Genomic DNA, 20,770 nt, shown 5'->3' with positions numbered 1-20,770 from the left:
CGCATTGCCATGACGCTTGCGCATCACGGCCTCCAGTTCGGTACGTTGTTCGCTCGTCAGCATCGTTCTCGGCATGCCCAAGCATATGGGATCGATACATCCAATTTCAATGATTCATCGGACTAGCATCGAACGGCGGCACGTTGCACGCCGCCCACATCAAGACAAGGGAGATCCGGGATGAAGGTTTCGATGCTGCTGTATCCCGTCGACGACATCGACACGGCGCTGCCGCTGTTCGTCGACGGGCTGGGCCTGAACGTGAAGTTCCGCGACGGCGATCGTTATTGCGCGCTCGACGGCGGCCCGCTGACGATCGCGCTGGTCGCCGGCGACGAGCAGATCGTCGAGCGCGCGGCGCTCACGCTGCGCGTCGACGAGGACGACGACCTGTACGCGGCGATGGCGCGGGTCGTGAAGGCCGGCGCGTCGGTGCGCGTGCCCGTGCAGGCCGGGCCGCACGAATACCGCGCGGTGCTGGAGGACAAGAACGGCGCGCTGCTGGTGATTTCGCAGAAGCGGGCCGCATGACGGTCGCATGATGGCCGCGTGACGGAGCGCATCACATCGCGTTGCGCGGGCGCCGGAGCCGGGCGCGTCGCGCGTGGCGAGCCCGTTACGCGTTCGCGCCCGGCGTGCTCAGGTCGCTCGCTTCCAGCAGTTCGAGCAGCGTACGCGCCGGCTGGCTGAGCCGCTTCGCGGCCAGTGCGATGAATTCGATGTCGGGCAGCACGGGCAGCGCGCCGCCGTTGACCAGCGGCGCCAGCCCGCCCGTCGACAAATAGTGCGACGTCGCGGTCAAGCCGAGCCCCGCGCGCGCGGCCGCGATGCAGCCCGGCTGGCTGCTGCTCGAGCACACGACTTCCCAGCCGATGCCCTTCTCGGCGAGCGCGTTCAGGACGATCGCGCGCGTCACGCTCGGCTCGGCGACCAGCACGAGCGGCAGCGGCCGCTCCGGATCGACGACGGTGCCGGGCCGCGCGACCCACTCGAGCCGCGTGCGCAGGAGCGGCGTGCCGCGCCGCTCGCCGAGCCGCCGCTTGCCGATCATCAGGTCGAGCGCCCCCGCGTCCAGCCCTTCGTAGAGCCGGCTCGTCATGCCGGTGGTGATCTCCAGCGCGACGTCCGGGTGCGCGGCGCGAAACCCGGCCAGCACGTCCGGCAACGCGACGAGCGCGAGATCGTCCGGCGCGCCGAGCCGCACCAGGCCCTGCAGCCTCGGCTTGCGGAATTGCGATTCCGCGCGGTTCAGCGCCTGCAGGATCACGTTCGCATGCACGAGCAGCGCCTCGCCATCGGCCGTCATCGCGATCGAATGGGTGTCGCGCACGAACAGACGCCGCCCGACGCTTTCCTCGAGACGACGGATGTGTTCGCTGACGCTCGACTGGTTGAGCCCGAGCTGCCGGCCCGCTTCGGTGAAGCTGCGGCAGCTCGTGACGGTCGCGAACGTCTTGAGCCAGACGGGATTGAGCATCCCGCATTGTCATCGTTGTTTCCGATGACAGTCAACGTCATCAGGCAGCTTCCCGATGACCATCGGAATCGGTACCATCGTGCGCTTGAAGACCGGCTGGCGCCGTGCCGACGCGCCGCCCGCGCCGGCCTTTGCACCATCGAATTCGCCATGTCCCGGGAACCCACACACTCCGCGCTGCTCTGGATCGTCGCCGCTGCGTTCTTCATGCAGTCGCTCGACACGACGATCGTCAACACCGCCCTGCCTTCGATCGCGCAAAGCCTGCACGCGTCGCCGCTCGCGATGCAGCCCGTCGTGGTCGTCTATACGCTGACGATGGCGATGCTCACGCCGGCGTCCGGCTGGCTGGCCGACCGGTTCGGCACGCGCCGCGTGTTCTCGATTGCGATTCTCGTGTTCGTGCTCGCATCGATCGCCTGCGCGGCGTCGCATACGCTCGGCCAGCTCGTCGCCGCGCGCGCGCTGCAGGGCATCGGCGGCTCGATGCTGCTGCCGATCGGGCGGCTCGCCGTGCTGCGCCGCGTGCCGGGCGAACAGTACGTCGCGGCGATCGCGTTCGTGTCGACCGCCGGCCAGCTCGGCCCGATCGTCGGGCCGACGCTCGGCGGCTGGCTCACGCAGGCGATTTCGTGGCACTGGGTGTTCATCGTCAACGTGCCGGTCGGTGTGGTCGGCTTCCTCACCGTGCAGCGCTACCTGCCGCACGACCAGGCGACACAACCGCCGCCCTTCGATTTCGTCGGCTGTGCACTGCTGTCGGTCGCGATGATCGCGCTGTCGCTCGCGATCGACCCGCCGATGCCCGCGCATCGCGCCGCATGGGCGGCCGGGCTCGCGGCGCTCGGGCTGGCGAGCGCGCTCGCGTACCTGCCCTATGCGCGGCGCCGCGCGCAGCCGCTGTTCCGGCTCGGGCTGTTCCGCGAGCCGAATTTCGGTTCGGGGCTGCTCGGCAACCTGCTGTGCCGGATCGGCACGAGCTCGGTGCCGTTCATGCTGCCGCTGCTGATGCAGGTGCAGCTCGGCTATACGCCGCTGCAATCGGGGCTGATGATGCTGCCGGCCGCGATCGCGGGAGTCATCGCGAAACGCTGGATCGCGCCGCTCGTGAAGCGCTTCGGCTATGCGGCGTTCCTGGTCGTGAATACGGGGATCGTCGGGTGCGCGATCGCGGGGTTCGCGCTGGTGTCGGTGCGGCCCGCGCCGCTACTGGAAAGTGCGCTGCTGATCGTGTTCGGCACCGCGAACTCGATGCAGTTCGCGGCGATGAACGGCGTGACGCTCAAGGGGTTGTCGCATGCCGACGCCGGCAGCGGCAACAGCCTGTTCACGATGATGCAGATGCTGGCGATGGGGCTCGGCGTGTCGATCGGCGGCGGCCTCGTCAGCCTGTTCGGCGCCCATCTGGGCTCGATGGCGCACGGATTCATGCTGTCGTTCGCGTGCATGGGTGGGGTGACGCTGCTGTCGTCCGTCGTGTTCCGGCGGATCGACACGGTCGCGCCGGCGGCCGGTGCCGCAGCGCGCCCGTCCGCGTAAGCGCGGCCGTCAGTTCACCTGACGGCGCTCGGCGACGCGCTTGAGCACCCAGCGAATCGACGAGCCGTCGGCCGGCGGCTGAGCCACGCGGTATTCGTCGATTTCGAGCGTGTACAGGTATCCGGGCTGGTAAGCGAAGCCTTCGATGCCCGCGTACCACAGGCTCCATGGCTCGTTCGGGCTGTTTCGCACCTGCAGGCACTCCATCGGCGCGACGCCCGTGCATCGCGCGGATTGCGGCGCGACCTGGACGGTCCTGGTCACCGGCTTGCCGTCGTCAGCCGGGCGCACCGCGTTCGGCGCCGTGGCGACCGCGTCGGTCTGGCATCCGGCGACGAGCGTGCTGCCGGCAATGACGGCCGCGCCGAGCAGCGTTCTGGATTGGCGAATCATCTGATGTTCCTCAGGGAGCGTTGGCGGGCCGATTAGAAACCCTCGCCGCAAGAAAGTTCACAAACACCTTACAGAAATCGGGCCGCCACCTTCATTCGCGGGATGTCGCCCGCGCCGGTACGCTACCGTGATCCGGTTCAGCCGCGCGCATCACCGCCGGCGGCTCGCACGTGCACGCCGGGCGACGCTGCCTGATCAGCCCTGCCGGCCCGGTGCCCGCAACAGGAGACAACCCGAATGACCACGGCGCCCGCGGCCCTGCCGCCGTATCTCGCCCAGCGCGGGCCTGCGCACGCCCGACTGAATCGGGTGCCGTTTCCGCGTGTGCCCGGGCGGCATCGCCGGTTCGGCGAGCACCGGCCGCCCGGAAAACCGCGACGACAACGCGCAACGCACAGCGGCCACGCGGATGGCGCGGCTCCAGCGAGTCACCGCCACATCGCGAAAACGATGACGCGGCTGTGCGCGCCCGCCGCGCGCGTCATTACCCGTCAGGCGATCGCCGTCGACGGCGGGTTCATCGTGTGATGATCGTGTACCATCGACGCTTCCCGACTGGCTTGATCGCGCCGCGTTCGTCCGCCCGCCTCCACGCGTACGATCCGCTCAGCGCACCCCGTTTCGCATGACCTCACCCGTTCCGTCCGACGCCGCGCTGCGCCCGCTGCCGATCGATGCGCTGACCGTGCCGGCCGCGCTCGACGGACGCACGGGCACCAACCGCTCGACCGGCACGCATCCGCAGATTGCCGCGACCAACGACCTCGACGCGGTGCGCGCCTGGCTCGCGCGCTTCGTCGACACACCGACCACGTTCCAGAACTACCGCAAGGAAGCCGAGCGCCTGCTGCTGTGGGCCGTGATCGCGTGCGGCAAGCCGCTGTCGTCGCTCACGCACGAAGATCTGATCGTCTACCGGCAGTTCCTGCTCGCGCCCGCGCCGGCCGAGCTGTGGTGCGCGAACGGCGGACGCAAGCATCCGCGCGACGATCCGCGCTGGCGGCCGTTCTACGGGCCGCTGTCGGCGGCCAGCCAGCGGCAGGCGCTGGTGATCCTGAACGTGATGTTCTCGTGGCTCGTGCAGGCCGGTTACCTGGCCGGCAATCCGCTCGCGTTGTCGCGCCAGCGGCAACGCCGGCCCGCACCGCGCGTCACGCGCCATCTCGGGCAACCGCTGTGGCAGTCGGTCAAGGAAGCGATCGCCGCGATGCCGCGCGACGACGCGCGGGCGGCCTTCCACGCGGACCGCGCGCGGTGGCTGTTCACGCTGCTGTATCTCGGCGGGCTGCGCATCACCGAAGCGGCCGACACGACGATGGGCCAGTTCTTCTGCCGGCGCGACGCGGACGGGCGCGACCGCTGGTGGCTCGACGTAACGGGCAAAGGCGGCCGGCAGCGGCTCGTGCCGGCCACCGACGAAATGATGACCGAGCTGTCGCGCTACCGGCGCGCGCACGGCCTGCCCGCGTTGCCGTCCGACGGCGAGTCCACGCCGCTCGTGCTGCCGGTCGGCAAGGCGCACAAGCCGCTCACGCGCGCGGCGCTGCACCGGATCGTGAAGCAGGTGTTCCGGCAAGCGGCCGACCGGCTGCGTGCGAACGACGAAGCCGGCGAGCAGCAGGCACGCGTGCTCGAACAGGCATCCGCGCACTGGCTGCGCCACAGCGCGGGCTCGCACATGGCCGACGGCCGCGTCGACCTGCGGCTCGTGCGCGACAACCTCGGCCACGTGTCGCTCACGACGACGAGCCAGTACCTGCATGCGGACGACGACTGGCGGCATCGCGAGACGGAGGAGAAGCACCGGATCGGGTGGTAGGCGCGCACCGGCCTGACGGCTCCCGGCTCGCACGCTACATCGGCGCTCAGTGATCGAGTTCGAGCCCGCCCAGGCCGCCGTTGCTGCGGCATTTCGCGCGGTCGCTTTTCGCCGGCACGTCGATCTGGCCGCACAGCACGTCGATGCGCTTGCGGTAGCTGTCGATCAGGCACTGCGTCGTCGTGCAGCGGTTACGCGTCTTCAGCCACGCCCTCTGCGTCGCCATGAACTGCTCGTACTCGGGCGGATCCTCGACCGGATAGTTGCTGAAGTCGTAGAGCATGTGCTGGAAATCCGCGTTGAGCGCATCGTCGAGACGCGACAACGTCGGATTGGTGCAGATTTCACGCTCCACGAACGTGGACGCCTTCGTGCAGTTGAACGACGCGGCGTGCGCGCCGGTCATGCCGGCGACGACGGCCAGCGCAACGAGCCATGCTTTCATGTGGGTGCCGTAACGAAGAAACCGGCGGCCGCGGATCGGCTCGCCGTGGCGGACGAACGGGAATGCGCGTCGCCGGTTGCCCGTCGCCGGTTGCCCGTCGCCGGATGCCCGTCGCCACGATCCGGCAGCTTAGGGCAACGCGCATCGCAGTTCAATACGCAGCGCCGCTTCCCCGCACCCTCGCCGCACGCCGCGCGGCACGTCACGCCCGATCAGTACACGCCCACCCAATGCCCGGGCACCCACGCCCAGTGATTGCCGGCCCACCGGTAATGCCCCTTCGCCCAGCGATAGCCCGGCGCGGGCATCGGCGGCGGCACCTCGACGACCGGCGCCGGCTGCGGCGGCCGCACGGGCTCGACCACGCAGGCGGACATCAACGTCGCACTGGCCGCTACCAGCACGGTGAGCGAAACGGAGCGGATCTTCATCATCTTGCATTCTCCCTTTTGTGTCGTGAATGAATCGGCGCGGAAGCGGCAACCCGGCGCATCACGCCGTGCCGCGAATCAGCCCGCTCATCGGCCGCATCGCGCCGCTTTCGGCGAACAGCGCGGACGCGGTGCGGTGCGGATCGAGCCGCAGGCTTTCGGCGGCGGCGCCCGAGATCAGCGCGTCGAGCGACGCGGTCGGCTTCAGGTCACGCCCTTCGTACAGGTCGCCGGGCCGCAAACCCGGCCAGTCGGCAATCACGCGGCCGCCCGCGACCGCGCCGCCCGCGAGCATCGCGACCGACGCCTGCCCGTGATCGGTGCCGCCCGTGCCGTTCGCGGCGGCCGTGCGGCCGAACTCGGTCGCCACCAGCACCGTGGTCTGCTGCCATGCGGGCCCGAGGCCGTCGCGCAGCGCGGCGAGCATCGTGTCGAGCGCTTTCAGCTGATTCGCGAGCCGTGCGTTCTGCGCACTGTGCGTGTCCCAGCCGCCCGTTTCGATCATCGCGATGCGCGGACCGTCGTCGCGCGCGAGAAACGTCGCGGCGAGCTTGCCGACACCCGCCGGATCCTGCCGCGCATGCGCATCGCCGGCGAGGCCGCGCGCATCCATCGCCGATTGCCACAACGGGCCGAGCTGCGCGTCGGCCTCGTAGAGCGCCGACACGCGCGCGAGCAGGTCGTCCGGCGCGGCCGGCAAACCGGACGGCGCGTACGACGCCGCCTGCACGGTGCCGCGCAGCGCGAGCGGCACGGTCGGTGCGAACGCGATCGCGCTTTCGCGTGTCGCCGGCAGCAGCGCGGCGAGCCGGTTCAGCCATCCGTCCTTCACCTGGTACGGCGCGCGGCCGCCCGTCTCGAGCACGTTCTGGCCGTCGAAATGCGAGCGGTCGCGATACGGCGACGCGATCGCATGAACGAACAGCGCCTGCCCGTCGCGGTACAACTGCGCGGTCTGCACGAGCGACGGATGCAATGCGAACGTGCCGTCGAGCCGCGTCGCGGCCGCCGTGTCGATCGCCAGCGGGCCGCGCAGCGACGCATATGCGGGTTCGGCATACGGCACCAGGGTGTTCAGGCCGTCGGCGGCGCCGCGCTGGATCACGAACACGAAGCGCCGGTCGGTTTCGACGTTCGCGAACACGATTCGCGGCGCGACGAGCATCGCGCCGGCGCCGGCGGCCGCCACGCGCAGGAATTGTCGGCGGGACAGTGCCATGGTCATCTCCGTTGGAAATCGGGCGATACGAGCAGCAACGCGAGCGACGTGGTCGCGCTTTCGGCACGCGACAGCGCGGTCGCCGTCGGCGCGCTCAACGAACCCGCGAGCAGCGTGTTGCCGAGCGTGCGCGGATCGAGCCGGTCGCCCGTGCGCGCGGCCAGCCGTTGCGCCAGCTCGACGCGGCGCACGAGCGCGTCGGGCGCGGCCCAGCTCGCGGCCACGTCGTCGTAGCCGGCGGGCGAGCCCGGCCGCCACACCGGCTGGCCGAGTTGCGCGAGCAGCGGCGCGGCCTTCAGGTCGCCCGTGTCGTGCCAGCCGAGCCCGCGCAGCGAAGAAACGGCCCACTCCCACGGCGTCTTGAACTTGCGGTTGACCGGCGACCACGCATCGGGCGCGTCGACGAGCGCGCGATAGACGGTCGGTAAATCGCCGCCGCTCGCGTCGAATGCGCGGGCGAGCCGGTCGGTCAGCGCGGGCGGCGGATTGTCGGCGACGAAATGACGGGCGAGCTGGAACGCGATATGCCGACCGGTCGCCTCCGAATGCGCGAGGTCGTGCAGGATCGCGCGGGCCTGCGATTCGCCGGGCTGGTCGTAGCTGCGCCCCATCACAGTCCGCACGCCGGGCTCGTGCAGTTTCGGGCGAAACACGAACGCGCCGGGCGCCGCATCGCCGGGCTGCGGGCCGCGCCCGCCGGCGATGCTCCAGCCGGTCAGCGCGCGCGCGAATTCCGTCACGTCGGCTTGCGTATAACCCGTGCGTACGCCAAGCGTGTGCAGCTCCATGATTTCGCGCGCGAGATTCTCGTTGAGCCCGCGCCTGCCCGACGGATTGCGCGCTTCGGCACGCAGCGCGGCCGGGCTGTCGGGGCCGACCGAGCGCGCCTGGTCGAGGAACAGCTGCATCGCGGGATGCTGCTCGACGGCGACCAGCATGTCCTCGAAACGGCCGAGCACGTGCGGGCGGATCGCGTCGCGTTCGAACGCGCCCGCGTAGGCCGCCACCGGCCCCTTGTCGACCGATACCGCGAAATGGTTCGCCCAGAAATGCACGAGACGCTCGACGAACGGCGCGGGCGTGTTCAACGCACTGTTGACCCGCGCGACGACGGCGCTGCGATACGTATCGTTGCCGTCACGCCGGATCGACTGCTCGGTCGCGCGCTTCGTTGCGGGATCGTCGCCGGTCATCGCATTGCGCGCGTTCGCGAAGCGCGTGGCGAGCGCCACCGCGTCGGGCTCGCCGGCCCACGCGGCCGGCCGCGCGTCGTAACGGTCGAATTGCGCGACGAGCGCCGCCTTCGGGTCGGCAGGCGGCGCTTCGTCGGCCCGCGCGCCGAGACCGAAGCGGTTCAGCGCGATGGCGGCCGGGGTGATGTCGTTCGGGTGGTCCATGGCGGGGCTCTTGCGATGCGTACCCGTGTTAAACGTCGGCCGGCGGGAAATCCGTCGCCGGGAAGACGAATATTTCGGGTTTGTCGCGCGGGGTTGAAAACGTGTGTGTCGGCGTGCGAGTTTCCAGCGTGGACTTGAATGCGTGTGTGTCGCCGTTCGAGTTTCCTTCACGGATTCGACCGACGGTGGCAGCGCATCGACAGATCGCTCAGCCGCCGCAACGCGGCCCCGTGCCCCGCCGAGGGACGGGCACGCTTCGACATTCGGCCGACAGGCTTTCACCCGCCTGACCGGCATGGGCCCGGCCACAACGTGCGTCGGCCGAAACCCCGGATGGGTCGAATGCCGCCTTGTCGCCCATATCCGCCCGGCGCTTGCCGTTCCCGGAAAGCGGCCTAGACTCAATGGAATGTATCGCTCCGGGTCACGGAGGTAACGTCGTCCCGCCCCGAACAAGAATTCGACGCCACCGGAGATCGGCCATGACCACGCTGCTCGCCATCCTGCTGCCGGCTCCCGTTGTCGCCTTTGCAGATCGGTTCGCATGCGCGTGGCTGCTCGCCATGGTGCTGGCGCTGCACGGCTATCCCGCTCACGCGCAGGGTCAGCCCAAGGTCGTCGACGTCCCGACCCGCCCCGGAGTCACCCAGCGGTTTCTCTTCATCGCGCCGGATGCGCCGAAAGCCGCGGCCATCCTTTACGCCGGCGGACACGGCGGGCTGCAACTGGACCCGTCCGGCCGTTTCGGATGGGGTGCAGGCAACTTTCTCGTCCGCACCAGGCAGCTGTTCGTGAATGACGGTATCGCTGTCGCGGTCATCGATGCACCGAGCGACCGGCAATCCGCGCCCTACCTCAACGGCTTTCGACTCTCGAAGGAACACGCCGACGACGCGCGTGCCGTGATCGCGTGGTTGAGAGAGCAACTGCACGTACCGGTCTGGCTGGTCGGGACGAGCCGCGGCACCCAGTCCGCCGCTGCGGTTGCGATCGCGCTGGCCGGCGGCGGCGGGCCGGACGGTATCGTGCTGACGTCCACGATCCTCCGTGAAGATCGAGGCGGTACCGCGGTCACCGACATGAACCTCGCCAGCCTCAGGATTCCGGTGCTCGTCGTTCATCACCAGGACGACGGCTGCAAGCATTGCCCCGTGTCCGACACGGACACGCTGTTGAAGAAACTGGATGCATCGCCGAAGGCCGAACGGATGATCGTGTCGGGCGGCACGACCCGGGGCGATCCATGCGAAGCGTTCGCCTATCACGGCTTCAACGGCCTGGAGAGCGGCGTGGTCGACGCGATCTCCGCCTGGATGCTGGCACGTTGAACGTCTCCGTCGCGTCACGCGGTCGCGGTCGCCGTCGTGGCCGTGGTCGCGTTGCGATCGCTTGCGAACGCGTACCTGAAAGCATTGCCGACCGGTGTTCCGCGTACGCGCTGCACAGCGCAGGAAAGGCGCGCCGCCGCACGTCTCCCGCGCCGCGTTTCCTTACTGACTCCCCGCCTCGCCCTGCTTTTTCTGCAACTTCGGCGGCAACCGCCAATTGCCGCTACGCCGCAACCCGTCGACGAACTTCGCGCGCTCGTCCGGCGTCAGCGTCGCCGCGAAATCGACGACGCTGCGCTCCACCTGCGCACGCAGCGCGATATCGGCCGCACGCGTGCGGTCGAGCGCGGCGTCGATCGCCGTGCGATCGAGTTGCGGCGCGGCGAGCAGATCCAGCACGGTGATCCGGTCGTCGCGCCCTTCCCGCGCGAAATCGCGACCGTCCTTGCGTGCCGCCTTCAGCGCGGCGGCGAATTCCTGCTGGCGCGTGTCCGGCAACTCGTCCGCGGCGAAACGCAATGCGGTGCGCGAAGCAGGTGCGCCCGCGGCCCGCAGGTCGCGATGCGTCGAGAACCACTGATACGCGCCGCCGCCGATCGCGCCGAGCATGAATACGTTCAGCAAGACCGAACCGACGAGAACGAATTTCCAGCCACGCTCACTCATTCATCACTCCAGTCCACGCTCGGTCCGCCGAACGTCGTTGTCAGGTAGCCCTGCTCGTGCGCAGGCGGCACGCTCCCGAGCATCAGCATCGACACCGCCACCGCGCCCGCGAGCGCGCCGGCCAGGCCCACGCCCGCGAATGCCGCGCCCGACCACCACACGGTGCCCCGCCGCCGCGTGCGCCGCGGCGCCGGGGCCGGCGCCGTCGCGACGATGCGCTCGACGAGCGCCGGCGCGGGCGGTGCGACCGTATCGTTGGCGAGCCACGCGTCAAGTTCGGCGGCCTCGTCCAGCGCCGCCAACGCGTCGCCCGGATGCGCGCGCGCCCATGCCTCGGCAGCCGCGCGCTCGCCGTCCGGCCAGCGCCGCGCATCCGAGCCGTACGCGGCGACGATGGTACGAAATCGTTCGGGTGTCATCGGATGTCCTCGCTAGGTGAATCGCCGGCCAGTTGCGCGCGCAAGTTTCGCCGCGCGCGCGCGAGCAGGCTTTCCAGCGCGTCGACGGTAATGCCCATCAGGTCGGCCGCCTCGATGTTCGACATGTCCTGATAGTACTGGAGCACAAGCGCTTCGCGCTGCCGCGCCGGCAACGCCGCGAGCGCCTGCCGCACGCGCGCGTCGCGCGAGCGGGTCTCCGCGCGGGCGGCCGGTTCCGGTTGCGGATCGGGCACGTCGGGCAACACGTCGACCGGTTCCTCGCGGCGGCCGCGCAAGCGGTCGTAGCACAGGTTCAGCACGACACGATGCAGCCACGTGTCGAACCGTGCCTCGCCCTCGCGCCAGCCCGGCGCCTGTTTCCAGATCCGCAAGAACGTCTCCTGTGCGACGTCCTCGGCTTCCGTGCGGTCGCCGAGCATGCGCGTCGCGAGTGCGAGCAGCCGCGGCAGCTTGCGCGCGACGAGCATGCGCACGGCCGACGCGTCGCGCGCGCCGACCCGTGCCACCAGCGCGGCGTCCGGATCGCCGTCGCTCAACGCGGGGCGCTCCAGCGCATCGCGCGTCTGTGCCGCGGCGCGTTCGTCAATGCGCCCGCCGGCAGACCGAAGCTCATCGTCGTGCTCTCCTTGCATGCGCCGCGCCATTACCCGGCCCCGCCACGCTGGCGGTTCGGGATCGCCGCACGCATCGCGCACGGCCTCGGCAAGGTCCGTTTCATCGGCATCCGTTTCAGGCCGCATGGCGATCGTGTCGATCGGTTCGATCGGATGCCGGCCGCCCGGTCGCGCGAGCGGCGGCCGGCGCGCTCAATATACGACGACCGGCGCGGGCCGGTAATAGACCGGACGCGCCGGTACGACGACACAGCCGGCCAGCACGATGGCTGCGGCTGCCAGTATCACCACGGTTCGATAGGGCATGGCTGCGACTCATGACGTTGCGGGAAGGCGCCGCCGCGCCGGCACCGCGTGCCGTGCGACGGCGTGCGCATCAGGCCCAATGACCCGGAACCCAGCGCCACGCCGGACCGCGCGCGGCCCAGTGGCCCGGCACCCAGTGATAACCGACGCGAACCACTTGCCAGTGGCCTGGAATCCAGACATAACGGCCCTGGCGCCAGTGCCAGTGGCCCTGGTCCCACACGTAGCCCGCGCGCGGCCCCGGCATCACTTCGACGCGAGGCGGCGGCGGCGCGTAAGGCGCGACGATGACGGCCTGCGCGAACGCAGCGGACGCAGCCAGCGCGGCCACGCATGCCGTGGCAAACCGCAACGGAATGGAAAGCTTCATGAAAGACTCCGATGTAGCAGGTATCGACCGGAAGCGGCCGTTCATGCGTTAAACGGCGCGGGTGATCAGAATCCGTCGCGATGTCGGCAAAAAAATATCGGCCGAAGCGGACGCGCGCCGGCGCGGATGGGATGCCCCGATCCGCAAGCTCGGCAGGTGCCGGCGTTCCCGCGGGGTTGCCGTGCTGTCACAACCCGGCAAAACTGCGCTCCGACAATGTCCGGCACCGGGATCCCGCTCGTTTCCGGCCCACGCCCCGGCCACGCTTACGCACGGCCGGGCGGTTCCGCATCTCGCGTCTCCATCCACGAAAACACCGACCATGTCGAACCAGGACAACTCCCCGATCCAGCCGAACGAGCCCGCCGCGTCCGTCTCGCGCCGCGGCTTCCTGAAACTCGCCGGCGTATCCGGCCTCGCCACCGCCGCCGGTGGCCTCGCGGCAGCCCGGGCCGCCGCGTCGACCCCGGACGGCACGCCCGAACAGGTCCACCTGACGTGGGGCAACGACCCGACGTCGGAAGTCGTGATCTCGTGGGCATCGCTCGCGTCGGCCGTCAATCCGCGCGCGCGCATCGTCGCCGACGGCGAGCCGCCGCGCACCGTGCATGGCGTCCAGCGCCTGTACACCGACGGCCTCAACGGCGAGACCGTGTTCGCGTACCACGCGCGCGTGCACGGCCTGAAGCCGAATACGCGCTACCGCTACGAGATCACGGCCGACAACGACAGCAATGCCGCGCAGCCGTTCTCCGCGAATTTCTCGACCGCACCGCGCGGCCGCGCGCCGTTCCGCTTCACGAGCTACGGCGACCTTGCGACGCCGAACGGTGCGTGGGTGCTGTCGTCGCCGCAGAGCCGCTTCGCGGTGCAGGCCGTCGAGCAGTTCCAGCCGCTGTTCCACCTGCTGAACGGCGACCTCTGCTACGCGAACCTGAACCCCGCGCACCAGCCCGAGGTGTGGCGCGATTTCGGCAACAACAACCAGACGTCGGCGGCGAATCGTCCGTGGATGCCGTGCCCCGGCAACCATGAGATCGAGTTCAACAACGGTCCGCAGGGGCTCGACTCGTATCTCGCGCGCTATACGCTGCCGGAGAACGGTACGCGCTTCCCGGGCCGCTGGTACAGCTTCCGCGTGAGCTCGGTGCTGTTCGTGTCGCTCGACGCCGACGACGTCGTGTACCAGGATGCCGCCGCGTTCGTCGGCGGCCCCGCGCCGCTCGTGCCGGCCGCGAGCACGGGCCGCCCGCCGATCGAGCCCGGCACGTCGTTCTACGTGCGCGGCTACAGCAACGGCGAGCAGACGCGCTGGCTCGAACACACGCTGCGTCATGCCGCGCACGACGACGACATCGACTGGATCGTCGTGCAGATGCACCAGGACGCGCTCAGTTCGTCGAAGACGGGCAACGGTTCCGACAAGGGCATTCGCGAAGCATGGCTGCCGCTGTTCGACCGTTACGGCGTCGACCTCGTGCTGTGCGGCCACGATCACGACTACGAGCGCAGCTACCCGGTACGCGGCTGCAATCACCGCGCGGGCGTCGATGCGACGACCGGCGAAGTGGTCGAGACGCTGCAGCCGCGCCCGGTCGGATCGAACGACCCGGACCGCACGACGTTCGACACGAGCCACGGCACGATCCACCTGATCCTGGGCGGCGGCGGCACCAGCGCGCCGCTCGACGTATACGGCGAGAACCCGGCAACCGGCTTTGCGCGGGCGAAGGTGTTCACGAAGCCGAACCGGCCGGTGCCGGGCACGGCGCCGAATACGTTCGTGCGCCAGCCGGCCGATGCACTCGAGGATGCGATCTGGTCCGCGCGTCGCGATACGGGTACCGGCTACGGGATTGCCGTGTTCGACCACGACCCGGGCAAGCCGGGCGGGCATACGACGATCACGATGCGCTACTACCACGCACCGGGCGCCGACCAGCACCCGACCGCCGACTACGCGCTGTTCGAGACGATCGAGCTGAGCAAGAAGCGCAACGACCGGTGATCGGTCAGGCGCCCGTTGCGACGGGCGCCTGATGCTGCGTGCGCAGGATTCGTTGCATGCGCAACGTCATGGGGCAATCAGGATGCCGCGGTTCGCGAAATAGCGGTCGAACGTGGCGCGCGGCATCGCCACGTTCCGCTGCGTGCGCACGTCGAACCCGGACGGGTTGTGGAACAGCCAGTCGCCGGTGTCGCGATTCGTGCCGAACACGAGCACCAGGTGCCCGCCCCGCGACGGCGGCTCGAAGCCGTCGTGCCGGATGCCGGGATGCACCGACGCCATCAGCATGTGCCCGTCATGCAGCTTCGGTTCGAGCGCGGCCGAATCGACTCCTTCCACCACATCGCCATCGATCCCGTAGCGCTCGCGCACCCAGTGCACGAAGGGCCGGTAATGCAGGCGCTTGCCGGTGTCGCCGAGTTCGGGCCGGTAGACGCCGAACCCGACGGCCTCGCGTACCAGTTCGAGCAACGGCACGATCGTGTTCAAACGGTATGCGAGCAACATCTTCAGGCACGCGATACCGCAGATGTTCGGGCTCCACTGCGCGTATTCCTCCGGCGTGCTGGCGCCGGAGCGATGCCACAACGGGTCGTCCTCCGCGCGCAATTCGCGGGACACGAACCGCGAAACCAGGTGCATCGATTCCCACTGCGAGAAATACGGCACTTCCTTCATGGCTTCCCTCCCTGAAAGCGCGATACGGGCGACTGGCTGCAACGAAAACCTGACCAACTGCTCGATGCGAATCTGCTGCGCGACTATACCGCGATGGCGCACGGTGACGTGTTGTACGCCCATCTCAAGCCATTGCGCGACGACACGCGGTAGACTGCGCGCCTCGTACTCCGCCACGAGCGAGACGTTCGCGACCGTCAGCTGCTTCGGCGAAGACGACGGGACGACGCCGTTCGACAGCGACGAGGCGTCCGGGGTCGGCGGCCGTGACATGTCGATCCCGGTGCGCGGCCGGCACACCGGGATCGAGACCATCCGGATCGACGTACCCGTGGATCCCGCGCAGGCGGAACCGAATCATCCGATAGCGAATTTGAATGTTGAAACAGGCAGGACGCATGAAGCGCAAGAATAAGGCAACGCTCGCCGGGCTCGGCGCGGTGCTGTTGTGGGCCTCCGTGGTCGCTCTCGTTCGTGGAGTCAGCGAAAGCCTCGGCGCGACCGGTGGCGCCGCGATGATCTATACGGTGGCATCCGTGCTTCTGCTGTTCTCGGTCGGGTTCCCCGACCTGAGCCGATTCCCGAAAAACTATCTGCTCTGGGGCGGGCTGCTGTTCGTCTCCTACGAGGTGTGCCTGTCGCTGTCGATCGGCTATGCCAGCAACGGCCGGCAGGCGATCGAAGTCGCGATGGTCAACTATCTGTGGCCGAGCTTCACGCTGGTCGCGGCAATCGTGTTCAACAAGCAGCGCGCCAACCTGCTGGTCGTGCCCGGCGTCCTGCTGTCGATGCTCGGGATCTGCCGGGTGCTCGGCGGCGACCAGGGGCTCGATCCGGCCGGCATGCTGCACAACGTCACGGACAATCCGCTGAGCTACGGCCTCGCATTCTTCGGCGCGCTGATCTGGGCCGGCTATTGCACGGTGACGGCGCGCATCGCCGACGGCAAGAACGGCGTCACGCCGTTCTTCATGCTGGTTGCGCTGGCGCTCTGGATCAAGTTCGCGATCGATGGCGGCGGCGGCATGACGTTCAGCCTGCAGGCGGCCATCTACATCGTGCTGGCGGCATCGGCGCTGGGGTTCGGCTATGCGGCCTGGAACACCGGCATCATGCACGGCAACGTGACGATCATCGTCGGCGCATCGTATTTCACCCCGGTACTCGCCGCCATGCTCGCCGCGACGCTGCTGCATGCGCCGCTGTCGATCGAATTCTGGCAAGGCGCGTCGATGGTATGCGGCGGGTCGATCCTGTGCTGGCTCGCGACGCGCGGCCGGCGCAACGCAAAAGCCGCGCCCGTGCGGGCCGGCAACGAAGCGCAGGGCAACAGACAGGGCTGACGAAACCGGGCGCGTTCGTCAAGATGCAACTCGGAAGCCCCCTGCGATCCCGCAACCCGTCGGCCACTCACTCGCGTCAGCTGCGCGACTCCAGTGCGATACGCACGGCGAGCCCCGCCAGCACCGTGCCCATCAACCAGCGCTGAACCGACGCCCAGACCGGCCGCCCCGCCAGAAAACCCGCGATGGCGCCGGCCATGCAGGCAATCAGCGCGTTCACGCTGACGCTCACCGCGATCTGCACGCTGCCGAGCGCCAGCGATTGCGCGAGCACGCTGCCGTGCCCCGGCAAAATGAACTGCGGCAGCAGCGACAGATACATCACCGCGATCTTCGGATTCGCGAGGTTCGTGACGAAGCCCATCGTGAAGAGCCTGGCGCGGCTATCGTGCGGCAGTTGCCTGACCTGGAACGCCGAGCGGCCGCCCGGCTTCAGCGCCTGCCACGCCAGGTACGCCAGATAAAGCGCACCGGCAAAGCGCAGCACGTCGTACGCATACGGCACGGCCAATACCAGCGCGGTGATGCCCAGCGCCGCGCACACCATGTAGAAGACGAACCCCAGCGCGACGCCGCCGAGCGACACCAGCCCGGCACGGCGACCCTGGCAGATCGAGCGCGACACCAGGTAGATCATGTTCGGCCCGGGCGTCAGCACCATGCCGAGCGACACGAGTCCGAATGCAAGCAAGGTGGGCAAGGCCGGCACGGCAATCTCCTTCGGGGCGAAGCGGTCAGGGGCGAGTTCGATCAATGTATTGCATCTCGACCACCATCGGCATGAATAAACTGCAAGCCGCCCATGAGCGCTTTTCATCGCACCGGCCGTTCGTTACCGGCTCCTTTTCGCGCGCGCGTGAATCGCCTTCACCGCCTTCGCGCGTTGCGCGTCGACGAGCCGCACGAACGCATCGGCGATCGCATTGCCGGACGTGTTCCACGACAGCCGGACGGAACGGTGCAGCCGCGGCGAAAGCGCCAGCACGCGGCCGCCGAACGGGGTGTACGTGAGCGTGATGCGCGGAACGATCGACACGCCCATGCCGGCCTCCGCCATCGACAGGATGGTGCGCATCTCGACCACGTTGAACGCGGCGTGCAGCGGCGTGCCGCTGCGCGCGAAGTAATCCGCGATCACCGGCCCGCATCCTGCCTTCGAGAAAATGAACGGGGCCGCGGACAACTGCTTCGCCGACACGCTCTTGCGGCCCGTGAACATGCCATCCGCCGCCACCGCGACGAAGTCCTCGTCGAGCAACGGCAGCGTGTGCGCGAAGGTCTTCGTGCCGGCCACCACGCCGACGTCGGCGGTACCGTCCTCGATCCACCCTTCGACTTCGCTGTCCGTGCCTTCGAGCAGCACCGCCGACACGCCCTGGTGCATCTCCTTCAACGCCTCGAGCGCAGGCACGACGAATGCCAGCGACACGCTCGGCAGCGACGCGACCACCAGCTTCCCTTCGAGCTTGCCGCGCGACACGCTGAACTGCTGGCGCAGCAACTGCGCTTCGCGCACCACGTTCTGGATGTACGGCCACAGGCGTTCACCCGCCGCCGTCAGGACGACCGGCTGCCGGTCGCGCCAGAGCAGCTTGACCTCCGTGATGTCTTCCAGCTCGGTCAGCGCATGACTGATCGCGGATTGACTGCGGCTCAGCCGGTCGGCCGCGGCCGTGAGCGAGCCGAGTTCGACCACGGCCGCCAGGGCCTGCAACTGCGCAAGCGTCATCGGGTCTCCTTGTTCCGGTGAATGCATATCGCGCATGAGGCGACACACGGTCATGAATTATATTGAACCGCGTACCTGATCGCGCCGACGATGCCGGCGGCATGCCGCGCCCCGCGCCGAATGCCCTCCGCAACGCTCGGGTAAGATGCATCCTCGAACCGCGCGTCGATTGCCTGCGGACCCGGCCGCGCAACGGTGCGGCGCCGTGCAATCGACGCCCGGTCAAGCCGATCCAGAACACATGCGTGCAACACGCACGCGCCGCAACGGGCTCATTCGACAGCGCTCGCTGCCGGATATGCCGCAACAAGCCAATCCATGATGCATTTCAATCTGACTGAAGGTGTGCTGGTCTCCAGCCTGCAGGGGCTCGGCGCGTTCGATCTGGCCGGCATCGCCGTCGCGCTGCTGCTGGGCGGCATGGCCAAGGGGATCACGGGCATCGGTGTGCCGTTGATCGCGATGCCGATACTCAGCCAGTTCCTGCCGATCCGGCATGCGGTGCTGCTGCTGTCGATGCCGATCATCCTCGGCAACATTCCGCAGGCGCTGGAAGGCGGCCAGGTGCTGGCGACGGCACGCAAGATCGCCGCACCGATCGCGGGCACCGTGATCGGCAATATCGTCGGTGTCGCGATCCTGCTCTCGCTCAATCCGGGTCATGCGCAGGCGGCGTCCGGCGCACTGCTGATCGTCGCCGCGACGCTGATGCTCGCGGCGCCGAAGCTCAACCTGCCTCCCGCGTGGCAGAAGCCCGTCGGCTTCGCACTCGGCTTCGGCGCCGCGCTGATGGAAAGCATCGCGTCGGTTCCCGGCCCGCTGCTCGCCACCTACCTGATTTCGTCCGGCGCGACCGGGCGCGCCTTCACGAAGCAGATCGCGATCATCCTCGTGGTGTCGATCGTCACGCTGCTCACGACGTTCAGCGGCGCCGCGCACGCGAGCGCCGCCGACCTCGCGATCTCGGCGGCGGCCAGCCTGCCGGCCATTGCCGGCATGTGGCTCGTCCGCCCGCTGCGGGACAAGATGTCGCCCCGCAGCTTCAGGATAGTCGTGCTGCTCTTCGTGCTCGTCGCGGCGTCGCAGATGATCTGGAAATCGGGCGTGTTCCGGCACGGCGGATCGCACGTTACGCAGCTGGACCACACGCACGCGGTCAAGCAATGACGGGCGGCGGATTGCCATCGATCCCGCATGCGTTCTGAAAGCTGCCGAGCGTAGTATTCGCGGACCCGGCGTATCGCCGCGCCCGACGATGCGAACGATACGTCACCGACTGTCCTGCTCGCACGCCGATGTCCGCATCGGCGCTGCCACGCTTTCAGAGACCTGCAATGGAAACCTACGTGTTGCTCGGCTGCGGATTCGGCCTTGGCCTGTTGATCGCCATCTGGGGTATCTGGCAACTCAAGTAACGCTCGCCAGCCGCGTCCGTGCGCAAGCATTCCGTATGGAGACGGACGGGAAATCGTAGTGTGCGGCGCCACCCGTTTCTCAACTACTTCGCACTCCGACCCAGCCATCCGGCAGCTTCGGCTACCCGTGCCGGCTTCCGTTCGAAAGCAGGCGTGACCGAGCCGCATCGAAGCGTGCGCACTCGGCCTTGAGCCAGTCCGAAAAAACCGTGGTGCGCGGATCTTCGGGATTGCGTGACAACAGCATGTAGCGCGCAGGCGCACGCACGTGCCTGCCGAATACATCCACGAGCCGTCCGCTCGCGATCTCGTCGTGTACCAGCGCGGCGCGCCCCATCGCGACGCCCTGATGGTTCAGCGCGGCCGTGATTGCCAGGCTGGAGAAATTGAACTGCGGGCCGTCAAGATGCGCCATCCACGCGGGACGAACCGCCTCCAGCCACGTCCGCCACTCCACGAACTCGGGCGCGCCGCCCCACGGAGCCGCGTCGTGCAGCAGGACGACGCCATCCAGAGACTCCCCGCCGGCAAAGGACGGATGCTGCGCCAGATACGCGGGCGTGGCGACCGGAAACAGGATTTCGTCGAGGATGGCCTCGGCATGCAGCCGCCCGTATTGCACCGGGTCGTAGCGCACCGCCACGTCGATGTCGTCGGTCTCCATGGCCTGACGATCCAGCACCTGAAACTCGGCCTTCACGCGAACCGGCACGTCCGGTTGCAGCCGATGAAATTCGGACAGGCGCGGCATCAGCCATTGCAGCGCGAGCGACGGCAGACAGCTCACCTGCAGCGGCGCGTCCGGCATGCCGAGCGCCTGAAGCGTGCGATGGATGTCGCCGAACGCGCTCGACATCGTTCCGAGCAGGGTCGCGCCCTTCTCGGTCAACTTCAGCCCGCGCGCCTGACGCACGAACAGCGGGTAACCCAGCCGGTCCTCCAGGTTCCGGATCTGCTGGCTCACGGCGCTTTGCGTCAGGTTGAACGCCTGTGCCGTCTTCGTGAAGCTCAGCAACCGGCCGGCCGTTTCAAAGCACAGCAACGCACCAAGGATCGAACCATCGAGTCGCATCGTTATAAGTCAGGCTAATGCATTCATTAGAAATCGGCGCTTTTGCGCAACCGGTTCGAATCGTAGCATTCAAGCCTGATT

At 68.6% G+C, this 20,770-nt stretch carries 22 protein-coding genes; 8 read left to right on the top strand and 14 right to left on the bottom strand.

Features of this window, described 5'->3' with window-relative positions; translation table 11 throughout:
- Nucleotides 1–180 precede the first annotated feature (180 nt).
- Nucleotides 181–531: a VOC family protein gene (locus DPV79_RS26390; RefSeq protein WP_011355015.1), complete on the top strand. Its 351-nt coding sequence runs from the start codon at nucleotides 181–183 to the stop codon at nucleotides 529–531.
- A gap of 85 nt (nucleotides 532–616) precedes the next feature.
- Here the strand turns inward: DPV79_RS26390 and DPV79_RS26385 are convergent, their stop codons facing one another.
- Nucleotides 617–1,477 (bottom strand): LysR family transcriptional regulator, encoded by an 861-nt coding sequence (locus tag DPV79_RS26385; RefSeq protein ID WP_113046844.1) that lies wholly within the window; start codon nucleotides 1,475–1,477, stop codon nucleotides 617–619.
- A gap of 150 nt (nucleotides 1,478–1,627) precedes the next feature.
- On the opposite strand from DPV79_RS26385, the gene DPV79_RS26380 reads away from it, so the two are divergent.
- Complete coding sequence (locus DPV79_RS26380) at nucleotides 1,628–3,016, top strand: DHA2 family efflux MFS transporter permease subunit (RefSeq protein WP_113046843.1); 1,389 nt, start codon at nucleotides 1,628–1,630, stop codon at nucleotides 3,014–3,016.
- Between the two features lie 9 nt (nucleotides 3,017–3,025).
- Here the strand turns inward: DPV79_RS26380 and DPV79_RS26375 are convergent, their stop codons facing one another.
- Nucleotides 3,026–3,409 (bottom strand): DUF4377 domain-containing protein, encoded by a 384-nt coding sequence (locus DPV79_RS26375; protein WP_113046842.1) that lies wholly within the window; start codon nucleotides 3,407–3,409, stop codon nucleotides 3,026–3,028.
- 237 nt (nucleotides 3,410–3,646) lie between these two features.
- On the opposite strand from DPV79_RS26375, the gene DPV79_RS42240 reads away from it, so the two are divergent.
- Nucleotides 3,647–3,937, top strand: a complete 291-nt coding sequence (locus DPV79_RS42240) for a hypothetical protein (RefSeq protein WP_133295725.1) — start codon at nucleotides 3,647–3,649, stop codon at nucleotides 3,935–3,937.
- A gap of 97 nt (nucleotides 3,938–4,034) precedes the next feature.
- Complete coding sequence (locus DPV79_RS26370; RefSeq protein ID WP_113046841.1) at nucleotides 4,035–5,228, top strand: tyrosine-type recombinase/integrase; 1,194 nt, start codon at nucleotides 4,035–4,037, stop codon at nucleotides 5,226–5,228.
- 46 nt (nucleotides 5,229–5,274) lie between these two features.
- Here the strand turns inward: DPV79_RS26370 and DPV79_RS26365 are convergent, their stop codons facing one another.
- The 4 genes from DPV79_RS26365 to DPV79_RS26350 all read right to left on the bottom strand — a co-directional run bounded on the left by DPV79_RS26365 (nucleotide 5,275) and on the right by DPV79_RS26350 (nucleotide 8,720).
- Entirely contained in the window at nucleotides 5,275–5,673 is a 399-nt protein-coding gene (locus DPV79_RS26365) for a lysozyme inhibitor LprI family protein (protein ID WP_021162957.1), read from the bottom strand.
- A gap of 212 nt (nucleotides 5,674–5,885) precedes the next feature.
- Nucleotides 5,886–6,104 (bottom strand): YXWGXW repeat-containing protein, encoded by a 219-nt coding sequence (locus DPV79_RS26360; RefSeq protein ID WP_027791772.1) that lies wholly within the window; start codon nucleotides 6,102–6,104, stop codon nucleotides 5,886–5,888.
- Nucleotides 6,105–6,165: 61 nt separating this feature from the next.
- Entirely contained in the window at nucleotides 6,166–7,323 is a 1,158-nt protein-coding gene (locus tag DPV79_RS26355; RefSeq protein ID WP_059487968.1) for a DUF1501 domain-containing protein, read from the bottom strand.
- 2 nt (nucleotides 7,324–7,325) lie between these two features.
- Entirely contained in the window at nucleotides 7,326–8,720 is a 1,395-nt protein-coding gene (locus DPV79_RS26350; protein ID WP_060217365.1) for a DUF1800 domain-containing protein, read from the bottom strand.
- Between the two features lie 482 nt (nucleotides 8,721–9,202).
- Between DPV79_RS26350 and DPV79_RS26345 the strand changes: the two genes are divergently transcribed.
- Entirely contained in the window at nucleotides 9,203–10,048 is an 846-nt protein-coding gene (locus DPV79_RS26345; RefSeq protein ID WP_341867614.1) for an alpha/beta hydrolase, read from the top strand.
- Between the two features lie 162 nt (nucleotides 10,049–10,210).
- Here the strand turns inward: DPV79_RS26345 and DPV79_RS26340 are convergent, their stop codons facing one another.
- From DPV79_RS26340 to DPV79_RS26325, 4 genes are all read right to left on the bottom strand, one after another.
- The gene (locus tag DPV79_RS26340) at nucleotides 10,211–10,714 is read right to left on the bottom strand and encodes a periplasmic heavy metal sensor (RefSeq protein WP_021162950.1); all 504 of its coding nucleotides are present in this window, start codon (nucleotides 10,712–10,714) and stop codon (nucleotides 10,211–10,213) included.
- On the bottom strand, nucleotides 10,711–11,133 hold the full coding sequence (locus tag DPV79_RS26335; protein WP_021162949.1) for a hypothetical protein: 423 nt from the start codon (nucleotides 11,131–11,133) through the stop codon (nucleotides 10,711–10,713). The genes DPV79_RS26340 and DPV79_RS26335 overlap by 4 nt, the downstream gene beginning before the upstream one ends.
- Nucleotides 11,130–11,894, bottom strand: a complete 765-nt coding sequence (locus DPV79_RS26330; protein ID WP_081076237.1) for an RNA polymerase sigma factor — start codon at nucleotides 11,892–11,894, stop codon at nucleotides 11,130–11,132. The genes DPV79_RS26335 and DPV79_RS26330 overlap by 4 nt, the downstream gene beginning before the upstream one ends.
- Before the next feature lie 250 nt (nucleotides 11,895–12,144).
- On the bottom strand, nucleotides 12,145–12,444 hold the full coding sequence (locus DPV79_RS26325) for a YXWGXW repeat-containing protein (RefSeq protein WP_059683750.1): 300 nt from the start codon (nucleotides 12,442–12,444) through the stop codon (nucleotides 12,145–12,147).
- Between the two features lie 322 nt (nucleotides 12,445–12,766).
- Here DPV79_RS26325 and DPV79_RS26315 point away from each other — a divergent pair, with 322 nt between their 5' ends.
- Nucleotides 12,767–14,452 (top strand): purple acid phosphatase family protein, encoded by a 1,686-nt coding sequence (locus tag DPV79_RS26315; protein ID WP_021162944.1) that lies wholly within the window; start codon nucleotides 12,767–12,769, stop codon nucleotides 14,450–14,452.
- Between the two features lie 66 nt (nucleotides 14,453–14,518).
- Here the strand turns inward: DPV79_RS26315 and DPV79_RS26310 are convergent, their stop codons facing one another.
- A complete protein-coding gene (locus tag DPV79_RS26310) occupies nucleotides 14,519–15,403 on the bottom strand; it encodes a C39 family peptidase (RefSeq protein ID WP_133295724.1) in 885 nt (294 codons plus the stop codon).
- A gap of 125 nt (nucleotides 15,404–15,528) precedes the next feature.
- On the opposite strand from DPV79_RS26310, the gene yddG reads away from it, so the two are divergent.
- Complete coding sequence (gene yddG, locus DPV79_RS26305) at nucleotides 15,529–16,473, top strand: aromatic amino acid DMT transporter YddG (protein WP_165843567.1); 945 nt, start codon at nucleotides 15,529–15,531, stop codon at nucleotides 16,471–16,473.
- Nucleotides 16,474–16,549: 76 nt separating this feature from the next.
- Here yddG and DPV79_RS26300 read toward each other — a convergent pair whose 3' ends face one another.
- Together DPV79_RS26300 and DPV79_RS26295 are read right to left on the bottom strand one after the other, a co-directional pair.
- Nucleotides 16,550–17,182: a LysE family translocator gene (locus tag DPV79_RS26300; protein WP_042977494.1), complete on the bottom strand. Its 633-nt coding sequence runs from the start codon at nucleotides 17,180–17,182 to the stop codon at nucleotides 16,550–16,552.
- A 123-nt stretch (nucleotides 17,183–17,305) separates the two neighbouring features.
- Nucleotides 17,306–18,202: a LysR family transcriptional regulator gene (locus tag DPV79_RS26295; RefSeq protein WP_113046838.1), complete on the bottom strand. Its 897-nt coding sequence runs from the start codon at nucleotides 18,200–18,202 to the stop codon at nucleotides 17,306–17,308.
- A 318-nt stretch (nucleotides 18,203–18,520) separates the two neighbouring features.
- On the opposite strand from DPV79_RS26295, the gene DPV79_RS26290 reads away from it, so the two are divergent.
- Nucleotides 18,521–19,369: a sulfite exporter TauE/SafE family protein gene (locus DPV79_RS26290; protein WP_060158348.1), complete on the top strand. Its 849-nt coding sequence runs from the start codon at nucleotides 18,521–18,523 to the stop codon at nucleotides 19,367–19,369.
- Nucleotides 19,370–19,738: 369 nt separating this feature from the next.
- Here DPV79_RS26290 and DPV79_RS26285 read toward each other — a convergent pair whose 3' ends face one another.
- Nucleotides 19,739–20,689, bottom strand: coding sequence for a LysR substrate-binding domain-containing protein (locus tag DPV79_RS26285; protein ID WP_113046837.1), 951 nt, complete (start codon nucleotides 20,687–20,689; stop codon nucleotides 19,739–19,741).
- Nucleotides 20,690–20,770 lie beyond the last annotated feature (81 nt).

This window comes from Burkholderia reimsis (assembly GCF_003294055.1).
In the GTDB taxonomy this organism is placed as follows: domain Bacteria; phylum Pseudomonadota; class Gammaproteobacteria; order Burkholderiales; family Burkholderiaceae; genus Burkholderia; species Burkholderia cepacia.
The sequence above is the reverse complement of the archived record's forward strand: the minus strand, read 5'-3'. Positions and strand labels throughout refer to the sequence as shown.

Bases quoted from the DNA above. Each gene is read 5' to 3' on its own strand.
- DPV79_RS26345 (WP_341867614.1), top strand. From the start codon at position 9,203: ATGACCACGCTGCTCGCCATCCTGCTGCCGGCTCCCGTTGTCGCCTTT.
- DPV79_RS26310 (WP_133295724.1), bottom strand. From the start codon at position 15,403: ATGTCACGGCCGCCGACCCCGGACGCCTCGTCGCTGTCGAACGGCGTC.
- DPV79_RS26315 (WP_021162944.1), top strand. From the start codon at position 12,767: ATGTCGAACCAGGACAACTCCCCGATCCAGCCGAACGAGCCCGCCGCG.
- DPV79_RS26290 (WP_060158348.1), top strand. From the start codon at position 18,521: ATGATGCATTTCAATCTGACTGAAGGTGTGCTGGTCTCCAGCCTGCAG.
- DPV79_RS26380 (WP_113046843.1), top strand. From the start codon at position 1,628: ATGTCCCGGGAACCCACACACTCCGCGCTGCTCTGGATCGTCGCCGCT.
- DPV79_RS26365 (WP_021162957.1), bottom strand. From the start codon at position 5,673: ATGAAAGCATGGCTCGTTGCGCTGGCCGTCGTCGCCGGCATGACCGGC.
- DPV79_RS26335 (WP_021162949.1), bottom strand. From the start codon at position 11,133: ATGACACCCGAACGATTTCGTACCATCGTCGCCGCGTACGGCTCGGAT.
- DPV79_RS26295 (WP_113046838.1), bottom strand. From the start codon at position 18,202: ATGACGCTTGCGCAGTTGCAGGCCCTGGCGGCCGTGGTCGAACTCGGC.
- DPV79_RS26385 (WP_113046844.1), bottom strand. From the start codon at position 1,477: ATGCTCAATCCCGTCTGGCTCAAGACGTTCGCGACCGTCACGAGCTGC.
- DPV79_RS26360 (WP_027791772.1), bottom strand. From the start codon at position 6,104: ATGAAGATCCGCTCCGTTTCGCTCACCGTGCTGGTAGCGGCCAGTGCG.
- DPV79_RS26330 (WP_081076237.1), bottom strand. From the start codon at position 11,894: ATGCGGCCTGAAACGGATGCCGATGAAACGGACCTTGCCGAGGCCGTG.
- DPV79_RS26370 (WP_113046841.1), top strand. From the start codon at position 4,035: ATGACCTCACCCGTTCCGTCCGACGCCGCGCTGCGCCCGCTGCCGATC.
- yddG (WP_165843567.1), top strand. From the start codon at position 15,529: ATGAAGCGCAAGAATAAGGCAACGCTCGCCGGGCTCGGCGCGGTGCTG.
- DPV79_RS26340 (WP_021162950.1), bottom strand. From the start codon at position 10,714: ATGAGTGAGCGTGGCTGGAAATTCGTTCTCGTCGGTTCGGTCTTGCTG.
- DPV79_RS26390 (WP_011355015.1), top strand. From the start codon at position 181: ATGAAGGTTTCGATGCTGCTGTATCCCGTCGACGACATCGACACGGCG.
- DPV79_RS42240 (WP_133295725.1), top strand. From the start codon at position 3,647: ATGACCACGGCGCCCGCGGCCCTGCCGCCGTATCTCGCCCAGCGCGGG.
- DPV79_RS26350 (WP_060217365.1), bottom strand. From the start codon at position 8,720: ATGGACCACCCGAACGACATCACCCCGGCCGCCATCGCGCTGAACCGC.
- DPV79_RS26375 (WP_113046842.1), bottom strand. From the start codon at position 3,409: ATGATTCGCCAATCCAGAACGCTGCTCGGCGCGGCCGTCATTGCCGGC.
- DPV79_RS26355 (WP_059487968.1), bottom strand. From the start codon at position 7,323: ATGGCACTGTCCCGCCGACAATTCCTGCGCGTGGCGGCCGCCGGCGCC.
- DPV79_RS26285 (WP_113046837.1), bottom strand. From the start codon at position 20,689: ATGCGACTCGATGGTTCGATCCTTGGTGCGTTGCTGTGCTTTGAAACG.
- DPV79_RS26325 (WP_059683750.1), bottom strand. From the start codon at position 12,444: ATGAAGCTTTCCATTCCGTTGCGGTTTGCCACGGCATGCGTGGCCGCG.